Genomic DNA, 15,932 nt, shown 5'->3' with positions numbered 1-15,932 from the left:
CATGGCGAAGGCTTCGGCCCTACCGCTGGGGCGATGATTCCCGCGTTCAACGCCTCGCGCCTCGGCCGGGCCGCGCCCTACGGGGTGGCGGCGGTGGCGACACTGGGATGCGCGCTGGTGCGGCTGGCCCTGGAGCCGTTCTTCCACGAACGCTCGAGCTTCATCCTCTTCGTGCCCGCCCTGATGCTCAGCGCCGGCGTGGGCGGCTTCGGCGCGGCGATCGTCGCCACCCTGCTCAGCGTCGGCGTGGCCTTCGGCTTCAGCGGCCAGGCGCTGCTGACCGATCCGGCCAACCTGGTGGGCCTCGTGGTCTTCGTGCTGCTCGGCGTGGCGAGCGGCATCGCCGGCTCGCACATGGCGCGGGTGGGCCGCGAGACGGCGGCCGCCGTCGAGCACCTGGAAGAGCGCGAGGCGCACCTGCAGTCGATCCTCGACACCGTGCCGGACGCCATGATCGTCATCGACGAGCACGGGGCGATGCAGTCGTTCAGCGCCGCCGCCGAGCGACTGTTCGGCTGGAGCGCCGCCGAGGCGATCGGCCGGAACGTCTCCATCCTGATGCCCAACCCCTACCGGGACGCCCACGACGGCTACCTCCACCGCTACCTGGACACCGGCGAGCGTCGGATCATCGGCATCGGGCGCGTGGTGGTGGGCGAGCGGCGCGACGGCTCGACCTTCCCGATGGAGCTGGCGGTGGGGGAGATGCGCTCGGGCGAGCGCCGGTTCTTCACCGGGTTCGTGCGTGACCTCACCGAACGCCAGGCCACCGAGCGCCGGCTGCAGGACGTGCAGTCCGAACTGGTCCATGTCTCGCGCCTCACGGCCATGGGCGAGATGGCCTCGGCCCTGGCCCACGAGCTGAACCAGCCGCTCTCGGCCGTCGCCAACTACGTGAAGGGCAGCGTCCGCCTGCTCGACCAGGAGCCGGTGGACAAGGCGAAGGTGAAGGGCGCCCTGACCAGCGCCGGCGAGCAGGCGCTGCGCGCCGGCCAGATCATCCGCCGCCTGCGCGACTTCGTGGGCAAGGGCGAGGCCGAGCGGCGCATCGAGAGCCTGCCCCAGCTCCTCGAGGAGGCCGGCGCGCTCGCCATGGTCGGCGCGAAGGAGCGTGGCGTGCGCCTGCGCTTCGCGATCGACCGGCGGGTGGACCTGGTGCTGGCCGACAAGGTCCAGGTCCAGCAGGTGGTGCTGAACCTCATGCGCAACGCCATCGACGCCATGGAGGAGAGCCCCCGCCGCGACCTGGTGGTCGCCGCCCGGCCGGTGGACGAGGAGATGGTCGAGGTCTCGGTGACCGACACCGGCCCCGGGGTCAGCCCCGAGGTGGCCGACCAGCTCTTCCAGCCGTTCATCACTACGAAGCAGCAGGGCATGGGCGTGGGCCTGTCCATCTCCCGCACGATCATCGAGGCCCACGGCGGCCGCATCTGGGTCGAGCCGAACCCGGCCGGAGGGGCGATCTTCCGCTTCACCCTCATGGCCGCGCCCGAAGGGGAGCTTACCGACCGTGACTGACATCCTGGTCCATGTGATCGACGACGACGAGGCCATGCGGGAGTCGCTGGGCTTCCTGCTCGACACGGCCGGCTTCGCCGCGCGCACCTACGAGTCCGCGGTGGCCTTCCTGGAGCACGCCCACGACCTGGCCCCCGGCTGCATCGTCACCGACGTTCGGATGCCCGAGATGAACGGGCTCGAGCTCGTGCGCCGGCTGAAGGAGCGCGGCGTGGCCCTGCCGGTCATCGTCATCACCGGCCACGGGGACGTGCCGCTCGCGGTGGAAGCGATGAAGGCCGGGGTGATCGACTTCCTGGAGAAGCCGTTCGACGACGAAGCCCTGCTGCAGGCGGTCCGTTCGGCCGTCGACGCCCAGGAACGCGAGGACCAGCAGCAGGCCGAGAAGCGCCGGTTCGAGACCATGCTCGAGGGCCTGTCGCCGCGCGAGCAGGAGGTGCTGAGGGGCGTGATCGCCGGCAAGCCCAACAAGGTCATCGCCTACGAGCTCGGCATCAGCCCGCGCACCGTCGAGGTCTACCGGGCCAATGTGATGACCAAGACCGGGGCTTCCGGCCTCTCCGAACTGGTGCGGATGGCGCTGCTCGCGGGCTTCTGAGCCGTTTGCTCTGGATCAAGGCGGGGGCGCGGCCGGCCTATCATCCTGACGGGATGCTCACGCGCCCGCCTCCCTCGCCCGAGAGCCCGCTGGTCATCATCGTCGACGACGATCCCGCCGTGCGCGGCGCCCTGGCCTTCGCGCTGGAGCTCGACGGCTTCCAGGTGGACGCCTTCGGCACGGGCGAGGAACTGCTGAGCCGCGAGCTTCCGGACCACGACACCTGTCTGGTGCTCGACGAGCGCCTGCCCGGCATCGGCGGCCTGGAGGCGCTGGCCCGGCTGCGCGGCCGCGCCGTGGGCCTCCCCGCCCTGCTGATCACCAGCAACCCGAAGGCCGCCACCCGCCGCGCGGCGGCGGCCGCGGGCGTGCTGATCGTCGAGAAGCCGCTGATCTGCGACGAGCTGACGGGATCGATCCGCGCAGCCCTGCGTCCCTAGGCGGCGCGCCGACCGAGCGTGCGGGCGAGCAGCACGGCGCGATCCTGCCGCCCCGCGCCGACGCCGCCGACGAAGGTCTGCCGCACGGGGCGCATGCCGCTCACCCAGAAGACTCCCCTGCCCACCGCCCGCGCGCCGAACGCGCCGAACAGCAGCCGGAAGACCGGCGCCGGCATGCCCATGGTGACGATCATCCGGACCGAGCGGCCCTTCAGCAGGCCCTGCATCGGTCGCTCCTTGCCGAGCGCGAAGCCATATCGGAACACCTGCTCGAGGAAGGCCTTGAACAGCGCCGGCGCGCCGCCAAGCCACAGCGGGAGGATCACCACCAGGTGCTCGGCCCAGGTCACGTCGAGCTGCGCCTGTCGGATCGGCTCCGGCGGCGGCTCCTGCTCGAAGGCGACGGCCGAGCGGATCAGAGGGAAGTCGAGGCGGCCCACATCGATCCGGCGGACCTCGTGGCCCGCCGCGGCCGCGGCTTCGGCATAGGCGCGGGCGAGCGCCGCGCAGAGGCGTTCCGGAGCCGGATCGGGATGGCCGTTGATGACCAGGACCCGGCGGGGCATCAGGCGGCGCGCCGGGTCGGCAGCTTCGGCGGCGCCGGCTCCTTCGCCTGGGTCACCTCCATCTTGCCGGCCGGCGGCTTGCGGCCGAAGGCCGAGCGCAGCCAGACGGCGCCGAGCACCAGCATGAAGACGGCGTAGGCGGCAAGGATCAGGGTCAGATAGGCCAGATTGGCGGCGCTCATGGTCTCCTCCACTGGACCGAACAGTCGCTCAGGAGGCCGCGCCGCGCCTTGATGGCGATCAACCGGCGTCAGAGCGCCTTGGAGTGCCGCCCGCCCTGAGGCTCGAAGTAGGCGTCGAACACGGCGCAGACCGAGCGCACCAGCGGCCGGCCGGGCTCGGTCACCCGCACCTGCGCGCCCTCGAGGCGCACCAGGCCGTCGGCGACGAAGTCCTGCAACCGGGCGCGGGCGCCGGCGAGATCCGCGTCGGCGCGGCCGTGGCGGGCGCAGACGTCCGCCAGGTCCACGGCGAGGTCGCACATCAGCCGCTCGATGATCTCCGCCCGGAAGCGGTCGTCGGCGGTCACCGCCACGCCGCGGGCGATCGGCAGCGCGCCTCCGGCGAGCGCCGCGCGCCAGCCGAGCTCCTGGGCGACGTTCTGGACATAGCCCTGCGGCAGCGAGCCGATCGCCGAGGCCCCCATGCCGATCAGGGTCTTGGCCTGGTCGGTGGTGTAGCCCTGGAAGTTGCGGTGCAGGCGGCCCTTAGCCAGGGCGACGGCGAGTTCGTCCTCCGGGACGGCGAAGTGGTCGAGGCCGATGCGGACATATCCCTCCATGGCCAGCCGCTCGGCGGCGGCTTCCGCCTGCTCGAGCCGCTCGGCGGGGCCGGGCAGCGCGGCCTCGTGGATGAGCTGCTGGTGCGCCTTCATCCAGGGCACGTGGGCGTAGCCGAAGAGCGCGATGCGCTCGGGCCGCAGCGCCAGGATCGCATCGACAGTGGAGAGCGTGTTCTCCACCGTCTGGTGCGGCAGGCCGTACATGAGGTCGAGGTTGATGGAGTTGACGCCCGCCCGCCGCAGCCAGCCGACGGCCGCGGCGATCTCGGCGAAGGACTCCTGCCGGTTCACCGCCCGCTGCACGGCCTTGGACAGGTTCTGGACGCCGAGGCTCGCCCGGTTCAGCCCGTGGCCGCCGGCGGCGCGCACCCAGTCCTCGGTCAGCACGGCGGGGTCCAGCTCCGCGGCGATCTCGGAGCCCGGAGCGATGTCGAACGTCCGGCCGAGCGCCGCGAAGATGGCGTCGAGCTCCTGCGCGTTCAGCATGTTGGGCGTGCCGCCTCCGAAATGGATGGCGTTGGCCGGCAGCCGGCCCGGCAGCGCCGCGGCCAGCAGCTCGATCTCGCGCAGCAGGTGCTGGACGTAGTCCCCCACCGGCTCGTGCCGGTTCACCGCCCGGGTGTTGCAGCCGCAGTACCAGCAGAGGCGGGCGCAGAACGGTATGTGCAGGTAGAGCGAAACCGGCTCGTGCGCCGGCAAGGCCGCCAGCCAGCCGCCGTAGGTCTCGGCCGTCACCAGGGGCGTGAACTGGAGCGCGGTGGGATAGCTCGTGTAGCGGGGCGCGCGCCCGTCGTACTTGGCGATAAGCTGGGCCTGGGTGAGCGGGGCGTCGACGATGGCGGTCATGCCTCCCCTTGCCGCGCGCCGGTCCGGGCCGCCGTGATCCAGATCAAGGGCTGGGGCGGTCGTCCTCCGGGTCGTCCACCAGGATGCGCGCGGCGTCGCCCTGCGGATCCTCGTACTGCCCGGCCTTGAGCGTCCACCAGAAGGCGGCCACCGCCAGCAGGCCCAGCGCCACCGAGAAGGGGGCCAGGAACAACAGGATCGTCATGGTCTGCGTCCCATCCTGAGCGCGTTGAGCGTCACCGCCAGGGAGGAGCCCGACATGGCGAGCGCCGCCACGAAGGGGTTCACCAGCCCCAGCATGGCCGCGGGCCCGGCGACGACGTTGTAGAGCGCGGCGAAGCCGAAGTTCTCCAGGGCGCGCCTGCGGGCCGTGAGGGCGACGTCGTAGGCGCCGGCCACCGGCATCAGCCCCTCGCCCGAGAACACCAGGTCGGCGGCGTTCTGGCTGGCCTCCAGGGCCGTGCCAGGGGCCATGGCGGCGTGCGCCTTGGCGAGCGCGGCGGCGTCGTTCAGGCCGTCGCCGACCATCAGCACCTTGCGGCCGGCCGCGGCGAGCACGTCCACGGCGGCGGCCTTCTCCTGCGGCGTCAGGCCGGCGCGCCAGGCCTCGATCCCGGCGGCCTCGGCGGCGGCGGCGACCGGGCCGTCGAGGTCGCCCGACAGCACCTCGACCGTCAGGCCGCGGGCCTTCAGCGCGGCCACCGTCAGGGTGGCGTCGCGGCGGAGCTGGTCGGAGAAGCGGAAGCGGACCTTGGTGTCCCCCTCGAACCCGAACCACAGCTCGGTCTCGCCGGCGCCGCGGCCCTCCACGCCCACGAAGGCGGCGCGGCCCAGGCGGGCGCGGCGGCCATCGACGACCCCCTCGACGCCCTGCCCGGCGTGCTCCACGACCTGCTCGGCCACGGGCCCCTCCCCCGCCGCCTCGGCGAGCGCCTTGGCCAGCGGATGGCGCGAGGCGCGGGCGAGCGGCGCGGCCATGGCGACCGCGGCGGGCGCCGGGTCGATGAGGCGCGGGCGGCCTTCCGTCAGGACGCCGGTCTTGTCGAAGACCACGTGGTCGACTTCGGCGAGGCGCTCCAGCGCGGCGCCGGACTTCACCAGCACGCCGCTGCGGAACAGGCGGGAGGAGGCCATGATCTGCACGGCGGGCACGGCCAGGCCCAGCGCGCAGGGGCAGGTGATGATCAGCACGGCGACCGCGCGGATCAGCGCCTCGCGCGGGCCGAGGCCCAGCGCCCAGCCGCCCACGAAGGTGAGCGCGGCGGCGGTGTGCACCACGGGCACGTAGATGGCGGCCGCCTTGTCGGCGAGCTGCACGTACTTCGACTTGGACTGGGCGCCGGCCTCCACCAGCCGGGCGATGGCGGCGAGCGCGGAGTCCTCGGAGCGAGCCAGGGCGCGCAGGCGCAGGACGCCGGACAGGTTCATGGCCCCGGCGCGGCAGACCGCGCCCTCCCCCACCGGCGCCGGCGCGGTTTCGCCGGTGAGCAGGGCGTTGTCGAGCTCGGAGGCTCCGGCCTCGATGCGCCCGTCCACAGGGATCCGCTCGCCCGGGCGGACCAGGACGACGTCGCCGGCCAGCACCTCGCCGAGCGGCTTCATGTGCTCGTGGCCCTGCCCGTCCAGCACCGCCGCGCGGGGGGCCTGCATGGCCAGGAGGTCGCCCGCCGCGCTGCGCGCCTTGGCGCGGAGCTGGTGATCCAGCCAGCGGCCGATCAGCAGCAGGAACAGCAGCGAGACGGCGGCGTCGAAGTAGGCGTCGCGGCCGTTCAGCAGGGTCTCGGAGAAGCTGATGACCAGGGTCAGGATCACGCCGATCGAGATCGGCACGTCCATGTTGGCGCGGCGCGCCTTCAGCGAGCGCCAGGCCGACTGGAAAAATGGCATGCCGGCGAAGATGGCGCACGGCGCGCCGACCGCGCCGGACAGCCACATCATCACCTGCTTCGTGGCCGGGCCGAGCTCCTGACCGAACAGGCCGGCCCACAGCGGCACCGAGAACATCATGGTGTTCATGGCGCCGAAGGCCGCCACGGCGAGCGCCAGGATCAGCCGGCGGCCCTCCTTGTCGTGGGCGATCTTCGCCTGACCGGGATCGTACGGCGTCGCGGGATAGCCGAGCGCGTCGAGGGCCGCGATGACGGCCGCCGGGTCGCCGGAAGCCGCCTTGAACCCCACCGCCAGCTTGCCGCTCGTCAGGTTCAGGCGCGCGGTTTCCACGCCCGGCAGGGCGGCCACGGCCTTCTCGATCTTCGCCAGGCAGTTGGCGCAGCGGGCGCCGCGGACCAGCAGGTCGACGCTCGCCTTGCCGTCCTTGCCCCTGGCCAGGAAGGCGGAGAAGTCCGCCCCGCGGGCCGTGTCATAGGTCAGCGCCACGTCAGCCTCCGCTCGGCGGTGAACAGCCGGCCCTGCGCGTCGCGGGCTTCGGCGGTCATGTCCCACGCGCCTTCGATCGCGCCGGTGGTGGCCTCGTATCGGCCCGGCGCGGTGCGCTGGAAGGTGAGCGTCCGGCGACCGGCCTCGGTGGCGGGCCGCTCGAGCTTGCCGGTGACGGTGAGCCCGCCCACGGGCGCGCCCTCCCGGTCCTGGACCAGCAGTACGACGACCCCCGGCTCGGCGTCGGCCGCCGCTCGCCAGCCGAGCTTGGCCTGGGCCTCGAGCTGGGCGATCCGCTGGTTGTAGAGCAGGCCGTCCTCGTAGGGCGTCACCGACACCTGGCCGGGGAAGGTCTTCAGGGCCAGGACGGTGAACCAGGCGTCGAAGCCGATGATGACCGCGAAGAAGGCGACCATCCCGGCCAGCACGTGCCAGCCCCGGACGCGGAACCCGGGCTTGGCCGGGACGGAGTGGATGGCGGTCATGGGTTGGCGGCTCCGGAGAGGAAGGTGGTCTTGGTCCGGCGCGTCTCGCCGGCGGCGCGGATCTCGAAGGCGGCCGGCATGTTCGGCGCGGCGATGCGGCCGGGCTCGGCGGTCACGAAGACGCGCACCGCGGTGACCTCGTTGGGCTCGGCGGTGACCACCAGCGGCCGGTCGGCGGGGTGACCGGGGCTCTTCACCCGGGCGCCGGGCACGCCGGCGAAGTCGATCCGCACGGTCTGCGGCGCGAAGGTCCGGTTCGCGATCTTCAAGGTGTAGCCGTTGCGGATGGCGCCGTCGTGCAGGCGCACGAAGGTTGGGTTGCGGTCGCGCAGCGCGTGCAGCTCGAACTTCGGCCGCGTGGCCAGGCCGAACAGCATCAGCGACGAGACCAGCACCAGCGCCACGGCGTAGTAGACCGTCCTCGGCCGCACGAACTTGTAGCGGGGGGTGGCCCCCTTCTGCCGCTCGGCGACGGCGGAGTCGGTGTCGTAGGCGATCAGCCCCTTGGGCCGTCCGACCTTCAGCATGATCTCGTCGCAGGCGTCGATGCACAGCGCGCAGTTGATGCACTCGAGCTGCGGGCCGTTGCGGATGTCGATGCCCATCGGGCAGGCGACGACGCACTGGCGGCAGTCGATGCAGTCGCCGCGGCCGGTCCAGTCCTGGTTCTTCTTGTGCGGCCCGCGGGGCTCGCCGCGGTCGTAGCGGTAGGTCACCTGCAGCGAGTGGTGGTCAAGCATGGCGCCCTGGATCCGCGGCCACGGGCACATGTAGGTGCAGACCTGCTCGCGCATGGATCCGGCGAAGACGTAGGTGGTCGCGGTCAGCAGGAAGCAGAAGATGTAGGCGGTGGCCGGCGCCTGGCCGACCCAGAAGTCGGCCAGCAGGGTCGGCGCGTCGTGGAAGTAGAAGATCCAGGCGCCGCCGGTGCCGAACCCGATGGCGAGCCAGGTCAGGTGCTTGCCCACCTTGCGCCACAGCTTGTTGAAGGACCAGGCCGAGGCGTCCAGGCGCATGCGCGCGTTGCGATCGCCCTCGAACAGCCGCTCCACGTAGATGAACAGGTCGGTCCAGACGGTCTGCGGACAGGCGTAGCCGCACCACAGCCGCCCGAACAGCGCCGTCACCAGGAACAGCGACAGGGCCGAGATCACCAGCAGGCCGGTGATGAAGTGGACTTCCTGCGGCCAGAGCTGGATGTCGAAGAAGTAGAACCGGCGGCCGGCGAAGTCGACCAGCACCGCCTGGTCCGGCAGCTTGCCCGGCCGGTCCCAGCGGATCCACGGCGTGACGTAGTAGATGGTCAGCATCACCACCAGCAGCGCCCATTTGAGGGTGCGCCACTTGCCGTGGACCAGCTTCGGATAAATCGGGGTCCGCGGCTTGTAGAGGCCACCGCCCGCGCCCTTCTTCCGAACCCGCTCGGCGGCCGAGACCGGAGCCTCGCGGTCGGCGGGCTCCGGCTTCGAGACGCGGTCGATGACGACGGTCATCTGCCCGCGCCTCCGGCGGCGGCCGGTGCGGCCGGGGCTTCGGCGACGGTGTCGTCGGCCCCGCCGGCGTTGGCGTGGATGTAGACGGCCAGCGCCTTGATGGTCTCCGGGCTGAACCGCGCGCCCCAGGTGGGCATGACGCCGTTGCGGCCGTTCCAGATCTGGTCGTGGATGGCCTTGCGGTCGGAGCCGTAGAGCCACTCGGCGTCGGTCAGGTTCGGCACGCCGCGAGCGGCGTCGCCGGTCCCGGCCGGACCGTGGCAGGCGGCGCACTGGTCGGCGAAGGTCTGGCGCGCGCGCTCGACCGCCGCCCCGTCCGCCTTGCGGCCGGAGATCGCCATGACGTACTCGGTCAGGTCGGCCACCTTCGGCTCGTCCAGCATCTGGTCGCGGCCGAACGCCGGCATCACCGTCTCGCCGCGGGTCTGGGCATGGCCGGCGCGGACGCCGACCTCGATGGTGTGGCGGATGTCCTCGAGCGAACCGCCCCAGAGCCAGACGTCGTCGCGCAGATTGGGATAGCCCGCCCGGCCCCCGCCGCCCGCCCCGTGGCAGGTGGCGCAGTTGTCGCCGAAGACCGAGTTGCCCACCTGCAGGGCGTAGGCCTGCAGTTCCGGATCCTGTTCGATCTGCTGCAGGGAGGCGGTGCGGAGCTTGACCTCGCCGGCCCCGCGTTGGGCCTTCAACGCGGCGAGCTGGCGGCTCACCTCGGCGCGGTCGGACTGGCCGAGCAGGCCCTTGGTGTAGCCGCTGATCCCCGGCCAGGCCGGCATCAGCACCCAGTAGACCGCCGCCACGGCGATGCTGCCGTAGAACACCCACAGCCACCAGCGGGGCAGCGGGTTGTCCAGCTCCTTGATGCCGTCCCACTCGTGCCCGGTCGTCTCGACGCCCGAGTGTTCGTCCATTTCACGTTTGTGGTCAGACATTGTCGCTCTCGTCCTTCTCGAGCGGCAGTTGGGCGAGGCGCCTGAACGCCTCCTTGTGCTTGGGGAGCAGGGCGTAGATCACGCCGGCGGCGAAGATCGCCGCGAAGTAGATCGTCCCGCCCTGCTGGGCGAAGGTCGCCACGGTTTCGTAAGAGACGCCGCTCATCGCAGGTTCTCCGGGCTCTCGGCCTTGTAGGTCTTGAAGTCGACCATGGTCCCGAGGACCTGCAGGTAGGCGATCAGCGCATCCATCTCGGACAGCTTCTCGGGATTACCATCGAAGTCCCGCTGGGCGACCTTGTCGCCGTAGCGCTTGCGCAGGTCCGAGCTCGCGCCGGCGAACGGGTCCACCTGCGCTTCCAGGTCGAGCTTGGCGTTCTGCAACTGCGCGTCCGAGTAGGGCACGCCCACCTTGCGCAGGGCCGTCAGCTTGGCCTCGATGGCCCGGTAGTCGAGCTCCTTCTTCGCCAGGAAGGCGTAGGGCGGCATGTTGGACTCGGGCACCACCGAGCGCGGGTTGGTCAGGTGGTCCACGTGCCAACTGTCGGAGTACTTCTCGCCCACGCGGGCCAGGTCAGGCCCGGTGCGCTTGGAGCCCCACTGGAACGGGTGGTCGTACATGCTCTCGGCGGCGAGGCTGTAGTGGCCGTAGCGCTCCACCTCGTCCCGCAGGGGACGCACCATCTGCGAGTGGCAGACGTAGCAGCCCTCGCGGATATAAATGTCGCGGCCCGCCTGCTCGAGCGGGGTGTAGGGACGGACGCCCTTCACCTTCTCGATCGTGCTCTCCAGGTAGAAGAGCGGCGAGATCTCCACGAGCCCCCCGATCGACACGACGATCAGGATCCCGATGACGAGCCACAGAGAGTGGCGTTCGAACTTTTCGTGACGCTTCCACATGTGCGGAGCCCTTACTCAGCCGCCAGCATGGCGGGGGCGGGCGTCGCCGTGGACTGAGCGTCCGCCACGGCGGAGCTCGGCATGCGGATCGTACGCCACAGGTTGTAGGACATGATCACCGCGCCGGAGAGGTACATCAGGCCGCCGATGGTGCGGATGACGTTCTCGATGTGCTTGGCGGCGACGGTTTCGACGAAGGAGTTGGCCAGGAAGCCCTGCGGCGTGTACTCGCGCCACATCAGGCCTTCCATGATGCCGGAGACCCACATCGCGGCGATGTAGAGGAGGATCCCCGTCGTCGCGATCCAGAAGTGCCACTCTACCATGCGGTTCGAGTAGAGCCGGTCCTTCTTCCACAGCCAGGGCACGAGGCAGTAGACCGCGCCGAAGCTGATGAAGCCGACCCAGCCCAGCGCGCCCGAGTGCACGTGGCCGATGGTCCAGTCGGTGTAGTGGCTGAGCGAGTTGACCGCCCGGACCGACATCAGCGGCCCTTCGAAGGTCGACATGCCGTAGAAGGCGATGGCGACCACCATCATCCGGACAACCGGGTCGGTGCGCAGCTTGTCCCAGGCGCCCGACAGGGTCATCAGGCCGTTGATCATGCCGCCCCAGGAGGGCATCCACAGCATGATCGAGAAGGTGGCGCCCAGCGTCTGCGCCCACTGCGGCAGGGCCGTGTAGTGCAGGTGGTGCGGGCCCGCCCAGATGTAGATGAAGATCAGCGACCAGAAGTGGACGATGGACAGCCGGTACGAATAGACCGGCCGCTCCACCCGCTTCGGGACGAAGTAGTACATCATGGCCAGGAAGCCGGCGGTCAGGAAGAAGCCCACCGCGTTGTGGCCGTACCACCACTGGGTCAGCGCATCCTGCACGCCCGCGAAGGCCGAGTAGCTGCGGGTCTCCAGGAGACCCACCGGCATGGCCAGGTTGTTGACCACGTGCAGCAGGGCGATGGTCACGATGAAGGCCAGGTAGAACCAGTTGGCCACGTAGATGTGCGGCTCTTTGCGCTTCCAGATCGTGCCCAGGAAGACGAGCAGGTAGGCGACCCAGACCACAGTCAGCCACAGGTCGACGTACCATTCCGGCTCGGCGTACTCGCGGCTCTGGGTGATCCCGGCCAGGTAGCCGGTGGCGGCCAGCACGATGAAGAGCTGGTAGCCCCAGAAGACGAACCACGGCCACACCCCGCCGGCCAGCCGGGCCTTGCAGGTCCGCTGGACCACGTAGAAGGACGTGGCGATCAGCGCGTTGCCGCCGAACGCGAAGATGACCCCCGAGGTGTGCAGGGGCCGCAGGCGTCCGAAGTTCAGGAAGCCGTAGTCCGGGAAGTAGAGCTGGTTCGGCCAGGAGAGCTGGGCGGCGATGACCACGCCCACCAGCAGGCCGACGACGGCCCAGAACATGGTGGCGATCACACCGGCCCGGACCACGCCGTCTTCATAGCGGTTGGGGTCCTGGCGGAACCGGTCGTGGCCGAGGCCGGCGGAAATCACCAGGAACGCCAGGGTGAAGGCGCCGGTGAAGATCCAGCCGTGCAGGCGGAACAACGGGTCGGGGCTGAACGCGGTCATCAGGACCGAGCCCAAGGCCGCCACACCCGTCAGGATGTATAGGAGGAGGACGTTGAACGGCGCTTCGTCCGGCGTGGCCGCTAACTGGTTCATGAGCCCGTTTTTCTGGGTGGCTTGAGAGATGCTCCCCCGTTTGCCGCGGGCGCCCCAGAGTCGCCTTGATCCACGTCAAGGCGTCCGGAGCGGCGGCGGGCGATCAGTCGGCGCATCATCGAAAGGGCCCGCCATGCGCCGCACGAACGATCCGTCTAGCGACAGCTTCGCCCGCCTCGGCGCGGCGACGGCCGGGGTCGTGCTCCTGGCTTCGGCGGCGCTCGCCGCCCGGCTGGCCTGGCAGCACATGGCCTTCCTGGGCGAGATCTGCGGCACGTCCCTCACGGCCCCTCACTGCGGCTGGTGCGCCGCCGCCGCGGCGCTGACCGCCGCCGGCCTGACGAGCCTCGGCTGGGCCGCCTGGCCCGCCCGCAAGACCCTGCGCATCCGCAGCGAATAGGCCCGCCCCTACCCCTTACGCCGGCCGCTCAGCAGGGGGCCGTGGCGATGCACGGCGTCATTTCCATTTTGCGCTGGGTCGCATGGTCGGCGCGCGCGACCGCCTCGATGTAGCTCAAGATGGCGGCCGCCTCGCTGCGGGTCAGCACGATCCCGGACATGCCGTAGCGACTGTGCCGTTCGCCGCTCGCAGCCGTGTGCTGCAGGCTCTCGGGGGTGTGCAGGCCATCCAGCATCCAGAAGGGGGGCGCGCCGCGATGTGGGCTGATCTGGGCGGGCCCCGCCCCATGGCAGCCGGCACAATACTTCTGCGCCAGCCTGCGGCCTTCCTGGACCTGCGGCGACGCGGCTTGGTCAGGCACGGCGGCGCCGCCCGCCAGGACGGCGAGCAGCGCCAGGACGGTGAGTCTCGTCACAGGGATCAGGCGCGGGCGCGAGCCAGGCGCAGGTGGTTGCGGATGGCCTCGGCGTCGTCCTGCAGGCGGTTGTGCGCGTCGGTCGTCTCGACCATCGCCAGCACCGCCTGAGGCAGCTTCTGGCGGAGCACGCCGAGAGCATGCGGCGGCGCCATGATCACGAGGCGCTCGAACGCCTTGCGGCGGGCGGCGACGTCGATCCTCTCGGCGGCCCGGCCAAGGAACCGCGTCTCCGCTTCCTGCGCCGGCGGAGTCTCGCGGTCGCCGTGGCGACCCTGGCCGGCGCGCTCGTGCACCGTCGCGGCGTGCGCGTGCGATCGCGGCCGGTCGTGCTCCTCGGTCCGCAGCGCCTCGCCCGACAGCTCCCGCACCTCGCCGGCGCGGCGACGCTCCTCGAAGACCCGCATGTGGGCGCCGTCCGCGGCGACGATCCAGGTCACGCCTTCATCGATCATGTCTGTCTCCCGATTGATGGCGCAGCATGGGCAGGCCGCCCCGGTGAAGCCCTGACCTGCGTCAAATCGCGGTCTGAGCCGCCTCCGTACGGCTACTTAGGGCGGGATGCGGAATGTCCGGCCGCTTCGGCCGGGCGCAGGATGGGGGCCCGACGCGAAGGAGCCGCCCCCATGCCGCGCACCGCCGACACCGCGCCCAGCCTCACCAGCCTGCTCGTCCACGCCGAGCCCGGCGCCGCAGCCACGCTGCGGGTGCGGTCCGCCGCCGAGCTCGCCCGCCGCTCGGGCGCCCGGCTGATCGGGCTTGGCGCGGCGGCCCTGGAGCCGCCGCTGGCCTGCGATCCTTACACCGGCCAGCTCGTCGCCGAGCTGGTGACGCAGATGGCCGGCGCCCTCGAGAGCGAGATCACGGCCGCCGAGGCCGCCTTCCGCCGCGACGCGGCCGCCGCCCCGGAGGTCGAATGGCGCTGCGGCCAGGCGATGCCGAACGCCGCCCTGGCCTGCGAGGCCCGCGCGGCGGATCTGGTGGTCATGTCGGCCGCCGAGGGGCGCCAGGCGAGCGGCTACCACGCCGCAGATCCCGCCCAGGTGGCGCTGACCGCCGGGCGGCCGGTGCTGGTGGTCCCGGAGGCCGGCGCCCCGCTGGAGGCGCGGCGGGTCGTTATCGCCTGGAAGGAGACGCGCGAGGCGCGGCGCGCGGTGGCCGACGCCCTCCCCTTCCTGGCCGCGGCCGAGGAGGTGCTGGTGCTGGGCGTCTGCGAGGCCGCGGCCGCGACCGCCGTGCTGGCGCAGGCGCGGGACGTGGCCGACGCGCTCAGCCGCCGCGGGATTGCGGCCCGGGCGAGCGTGGCGACCGGGCAGGAGACGGACGTCGCCCGAACGCTGGACGCCCAGGCCGCCGCCCTCGGCGCGGATCTGATCGTCGCCGGCGCCTATGGCCATGGCCGGGCGGCGGAATGGGTGTTCGGCGGCGTGACCCGCGACCTGCTGAAGGCGCCGGCGCGCTACCTGCTGCTCAGCCACTAGGCTCCGGTACGAGCACCGCCGCGCCCGCGAAGGCGCCGCTCCGCAGGTGCTCGAGGGCCGCATTGGCGTCCCGGAGCGGATAGGTGGTGACGTGCGGCCGCACGCCGGCCCGCGCGGCCAGCGGCAGGTACTCGACGGCGTCCCGGCGGGTCAGATTGGCCACAGAAACCAGCCGCCGCTCTTCCCAGAGGATCGAGTAGGGGAAGCTCGGGATGTCGCTCATGTGGATCCCGCCGCAGACCACCGTCCCGCCCTTCCGCACGGCCCGCAGGGCGAGCGGCACGAGATCGCCCACCGGCGCGAAGATGATCGCTGCGTCGAGCGGCTCCGGCGGGGCGTCCTCCGAGGCTCCCGCCCACGCGCACCCAAGGGCGCGCGCCAGGTTCTGGGCGGCGGCGTCGCCGGCCCGGGTGAAGGCGTGGACCTGCTGGCCCTCGTGGAGCGCGAGCTGCGCCAGGAGGTGGGCCGCCGCGCCGAAGCCGTAGAGCCCCAGCCGCGCGACGGGCCCCGCCTCGGCCGCCTTGCGCCAGCAGCGGTAGCCGATCAGGCCGGCGCACATCAGCGGCGCGGCTTCGGTGTCGGAGAGTCCGGCCGGCAGGGGGAAGCTGAAGTCCGCCCGCGCGATCACCGTGTCGGCGTAGCCGCCGTCGCGGGTCCAGCCGGTGAACCCGGGCGCGTCGCAGAGGTTCTCCCGCCCCTCGCGGCAGTAGCGGCATCGGCCGCAGGTGTCGCCCAACCAGGGCACGCCGCGGCGCTCGCCCAGGGCCACGCCCGTCACGCCGGGTCCGATGGCGTCCACCACGCCGACGATTTCGTGCCCCGGGATCACGCTGTCCCGCCGCGGCGGCAGCTCGCCATCCACCACGTGCAGGTCGGTGCGGCAGACGCCGCAGGCCCGGACCCGCAGGCGCAGCTCGCCCGGTCCCGGCTGTGGGTCAGGGCGCGCCTCGCAGCGCAGCGGCTCGCCGACCGCCTGCAGCACCATTCCGAACATCGGGACCTCCCGCCGGAACCCGTAGTGCGCCACAGTG

General features: G+C 71.8%; 19 protein-coding genes. 5 read left to right on the top strand and 14 right to left on the bottom strand.

Annotated features, from left to right (window positions below; genetic code table 11):
- Positions 1-33 precede the first annotated feature (33 nt).
- From ACE3Q8_RS09480 to ACE3Q8_RS09470, 3 genes are read left to right on the top strand one after another with little or no spacing between them, the layout of a single operon-like run.
- A complete protein-coding gene (locus ACE3Q8_RS09480) occupies positions 34-1,518 on the top strand; it encodes a PAS domain S-box protein (protein WP_374470029.1) in 1,485 nt (494 codons plus the stop codon).
- Positions 1,511-2,116, top strand: coding sequence for a response regulator FixJ (gene fixJ, locus ACE3Q8_RS09475; protein WP_374470028.1), 606 nt, complete (start codon positions 1,511-1,513; stop codon positions 2,114-2,116). Before ACE3Q8_RS09480 ends, fixJ begins: the two co-directional genes overlap by 8 nt.
- 53 nt (positions 2,117-2,169) lie before the next feature.
- The gene (locus ACE3Q8_RS09470) at positions 2,170-2,556 is read left to right on the top strand and encodes a response regulator transcription factor (protein ID WP_374470027.1); all 387 of its coding nucleotides are present in this window, start codon (positions 2,170-2,172) and stop codon (positions 2,554-2,556) included.
- On the opposite strand, the gene ACE3Q8_RS09465 is transcribed toward ACE3Q8_RS09470, so the two are convergent.
- The 11 genes from ACE3Q8_RS09465 to ccoN form a co-directional block, all read right to left on the bottom strand.
- A complete protein-coding gene (locus tag ACE3Q8_RS09465) occupies positions 2,553-3,122 on the bottom strand; it encodes an NAD(P)H-dependent oxidoreductase (RefSeq protein ID WP_374470026.1) in 570 nt (189 codons plus the stop codon). The genes ACE3Q8_RS09470 and ACE3Q8_RS09465 overlap by 4 nt on opposite strands.
- Entirely contained in the window at positions 3,122-3,304 is a 183-nt protein-coding gene (locus ACE3Q8_RS09460) for a hypothetical protein (RefSeq protein WP_374470025.1), read from the bottom strand. The genes ACE3Q8_RS09465 and ACE3Q8_RS09460 overlap by 1 nt, the downstream gene beginning before the upstream one ends.
- Positions 3,305-3,372: 68 nt before the next feature.
- Entirely contained in the window at positions 3,373-4,749 is a 1,377-nt protein-coding gene (gene hemN, locus ACE3Q8_RS09455) for an oxygen-independent coproporphyrinogen III oxidase (RefSeq protein WP_374470024.1), read from the bottom strand.
- Positions 4,750-4,792: 43 nt separating this feature from the next.
- Positions 4,793-4,954, bottom strand: coding sequence for a cbb3-type cytochrome oxidase assembly protein CcoS (gene ccoS / locus ACE3Q8_RS09450; protein ID WP_374470023.1), 162 nt, complete (start codon positions 4,952-4,954; stop codon positions 4,793-4,795).
- Entirely contained in the window at positions 4,951-7,119 is a 2,169-nt protein-coding gene (locus ACE3Q8_RS09445) for a heavy metal translocating P-type ATPase (RefSeq protein ID WP_374470080.1), read from the bottom strand. Before ACE3Q8_RS09445 ends, ccoS begins: the two co-directional genes overlap by 4 nt.
- The gene (locus tag ACE3Q8_RS09440) at positions 7,116-7,610 is read right to left on the bottom strand and encodes a FixH family protein (RefSeq protein WP_374470022.1); all 495 of its coding nucleotides are present in this window, start codon (positions 7,608-7,610) and stop codon (positions 7,116-7,118) included. Before ACE3Q8_RS09440 ends, ACE3Q8_RS09445 begins: the two co-directional genes overlap by 4 nt.
- Positions 7,607-9,103 (bottom strand): cytochrome c oxidase accessory protein CcoG, encoded by a 1,497-nt coding sequence (gene ccoG, locus ACE3Q8_RS09435; protein WP_374470021.1) that lies wholly within the window; start codon positions 9,101-9,103, stop codon positions 7,607-7,609. Before ccoG ends, ACE3Q8_RS09440 begins: the two co-directional genes overlap by 4 nt.
- Positions 9,100-10,032, bottom strand: a complete 933-nt coding sequence (gene ccoP, locus ACE3Q8_RS09430; RefSeq protein WP_374470020.1) for a cytochrome-c oxidase, cbb3-type subunit III — start codon at positions 10,030-10,032, stop codon at positions 9,100-9,102. Before ccoP ends, ccoG begins: the two co-directional genes overlap by 4 nt.
- Positions 10,025-10,198, bottom strand: a complete 174-nt coding sequence (locus ACE3Q8_RS09425; protein WP_374470019.1) for a cbb3-type cytochrome c oxidase subunit 3 — start codon at positions 10,196-10,198, stop codon at positions 10,025-10,027. Before ACE3Q8_RS09425 ends, ccoP begins: the two co-directional genes overlap by 8 nt.
- Positions 10,195-10,932, bottom strand: a complete 738-nt coding sequence (ccoO, locus tag ACE3Q8_RS09420; RefSeq protein ID WP_374470018.1) for a cytochrome-c oxidase, cbb3-type subunit II — start codon at positions 10,930-10,932, stop codon at positions 10,195-10,197. The genes ACE3Q8_RS09425 and ccoO overlap by 4 nt, the downstream gene beginning before the upstream one ends.
- Before the next feature lie 11 nt (positions 10,933-10,943).
- On the bottom strand, positions 10,944-12,605 hold the full coding sequence (gene ccoN, locus ACE3Q8_RS09415; protein ID WP_374470017.1) for a cytochrome-c oxidase, cbb3-type subunit I: 1,662 nt from the start codon (positions 12,603-12,605) through the stop codon (positions 10,944-10,946).
- 133 nt (positions 12,606-12,738) lie between these two features.
- Between ccoN and ACE3Q8_RS09410 the strand changes: the two genes are divergently transcribed.
- On the top strand, positions 12,739-13,005 hold the full coding sequence (locus ACE3Q8_RS09410) for a hypothetical protein (protein WP_374470016.1): 267 nt from the start codon (positions 12,739-12,741) through the stop codon (positions 13,003-13,005).
- 28 nt (positions 13,006-13,033) lie between these two features.
- Here the strand turns inward: ACE3Q8_RS09410 and ACE3Q8_RS09405 are convergent, their stop codons facing one another.
- Both ACE3Q8_RS09405 and ACE3Q8_RS09400 read right to left on the bottom strand, forming a co-directional pair.
- Positions 13,034-13,420 carry a c-type cytochrome gene (locus ACE3Q8_RS09405; RefSeq protein WP_374470015.1) on the bottom strand — a complete coding sequence of 129 codons (387 nt, stop codon included), beginning with the start codon at positions 13,418-13,420 and terminating at the stop codon, positions 13,034-13,036.
- Between the two features lie 5 nt (positions 13,421-13,425).
- Entirely contained in the window at positions 13,426-13,875 is a 450-nt protein-coding gene (locus tag ACE3Q8_RS09400) for a host attachment protein (protein WP_374470014.1), read from the bottom strand.
- A 171-nt stretch (positions 13,876-14,046) separates the two neighbouring features.
- Here ACE3Q8_RS09400 and ACE3Q8_RS09395 point away from each other — a divergent pair, with 171 nt between their 5' ends.
- Positions 14,047-14,901, top strand: a complete 855-nt coding sequence (locus ACE3Q8_RS09395) for a universal stress protein (protein WP_374470013.1) — start codon at positions 14,047-14,049, stop codon at positions 14,899-14,901.
- On the opposite strand, the gene ACE3Q8_RS09390 is transcribed toward ACE3Q8_RS09395, so the two are convergent.
- Positions 14,891-15,895, bottom strand: coding sequence for a zinc-dependent alcohol dehydrogenase family protein (locus tag ACE3Q8_RS09390; RefSeq protein ID WP_374470012.1), 1,005 nt, complete (start codon positions 15,893-15,895; stop codon positions 14,891-14,893). The genes ACE3Q8_RS09395 and ACE3Q8_RS09390 overlap by 11 nt on opposite strands.
- Positions 15,896-15,932 lie beyond the last annotated feature (37 nt).

Origin of the sequence: Phenylobacterium sp., assembly GCF_041913825.1 — a bacterium.
Classification (GTDB): domain Bacteria; phylum Pseudomonadota; class Alphaproteobacteria; order Caulobacterales; family Caulobacteraceae; genus Phenylobacterium.
This window is presented reverse-complemented; position numbering and strand designations above follow the sequence as displayed.

Coding starts and splice junctions, on each gene's coding strand:
- ACE3Q8_RS09465 (WP_374470026.1), bottom strand. CDS start 3,122: ATGCCCCGCCGGGTCCTGGTCATCAACGGCCATCCCGATCCGGCTCCG.
- ACE3Q8_RS09470 (WP_374470027.1), top strand. CDS start 2,170: ATGCTCACGCGCCCGCCTCCCTCGCCCGAGAGCCCGCTGGTCATCATC.
- ACE3Q8_RS09395 (WP_374470013.1), top strand. CDS start 14,047: ATGCCGCGCACCGCCGACACCGCGCCCAGCCTCACCAGCCTGCTCGTC.
- ACE3Q8_RS09425 (WP_374470019.1), bottom strand. CDS start 10,198: ATGAGCGGCGTCTCTTACGAAACCGTGGCGACCTTCGCCCAGCAGGGC.
- ccoN (WP_374470017.1), bottom strand. CDS start 12,605: ATGAACCAGTTAGCGGCCACGCCGGACGAAGCGCCGTTCAACGTCCTC.
- ACE3Q8_RS09400 (WP_374470014.1), bottom strand. CDS start 13,875: ATGATCGATGAAGGCGTGACCTGGATCGTCGCCGCGGACGGCGCCCAC.
- ccoO (WP_374470018.1), bottom strand. CDS start 10,932: ATGTGGAAGCGTCACGAAAAGTTCGAACGCCACTCTCTGTGGCTCGTC.
- ccoP (WP_374470020.1), bottom strand. CDS start 10,032: ATGTCTGACCACAAACGTGAAATGGACGAACACTCGGGCGTCGAGACG.
- ACE3Q8_RS09390 (WP_374470012.1), bottom strand. CDS start 15,895: ATGTTCGGAATGGTGCTGCAGGCGGTCGGCGAGCCGCTGCGCTGCGAG.
- ccoG (WP_374470021.1), bottom strand. CDS start 9,103: ATGACCGTCGTCATCGACCGCGTCTCGAAGCCGGAGCCCGCCGACCGC.
- ACE3Q8_RS09460 (WP_374470025.1), bottom strand. CDS start 3,304: ATGAGCGCCGCCAATCTGGCCTATCTGACCCTGATCCTTGCCGCCTAC.
- ACE3Q8_RS09410 (WP_374470016.1), top strand. CDS start 12,739: ATGCGCCGCACGAACGATCCGTCTAGCGACAGCTTCGCCCGCCTCGGC.
- ACE3Q8_RS09440 (WP_374470022.1), bottom strand. CDS start 7,610: ATGACCGCCATCCACTCCGTCCCGGCCAAGCCCGGGTTCCGCGTCCGG.
- ACE3Q8_RS09480 (WP_374470029.1), top strand. CDS start 34: ATGATTCCCGCGTTCAACGCCTCGCGCCTCGGCCGGGCCGCGCCCTAC.
- hemN (WP_374470024.1), bottom strand. CDS start 4,749: ATGACCGCCATCGTCGACGCCCCGCTCACCCAGGCCCAGCTTATCGCC.
- ccoS (WP_374470023.1), bottom strand. CDS start 4,954: ATGACGATCCTGTTGTTCCTGGCCCCCTTCTCGGTGGCGCTGGGCCTG.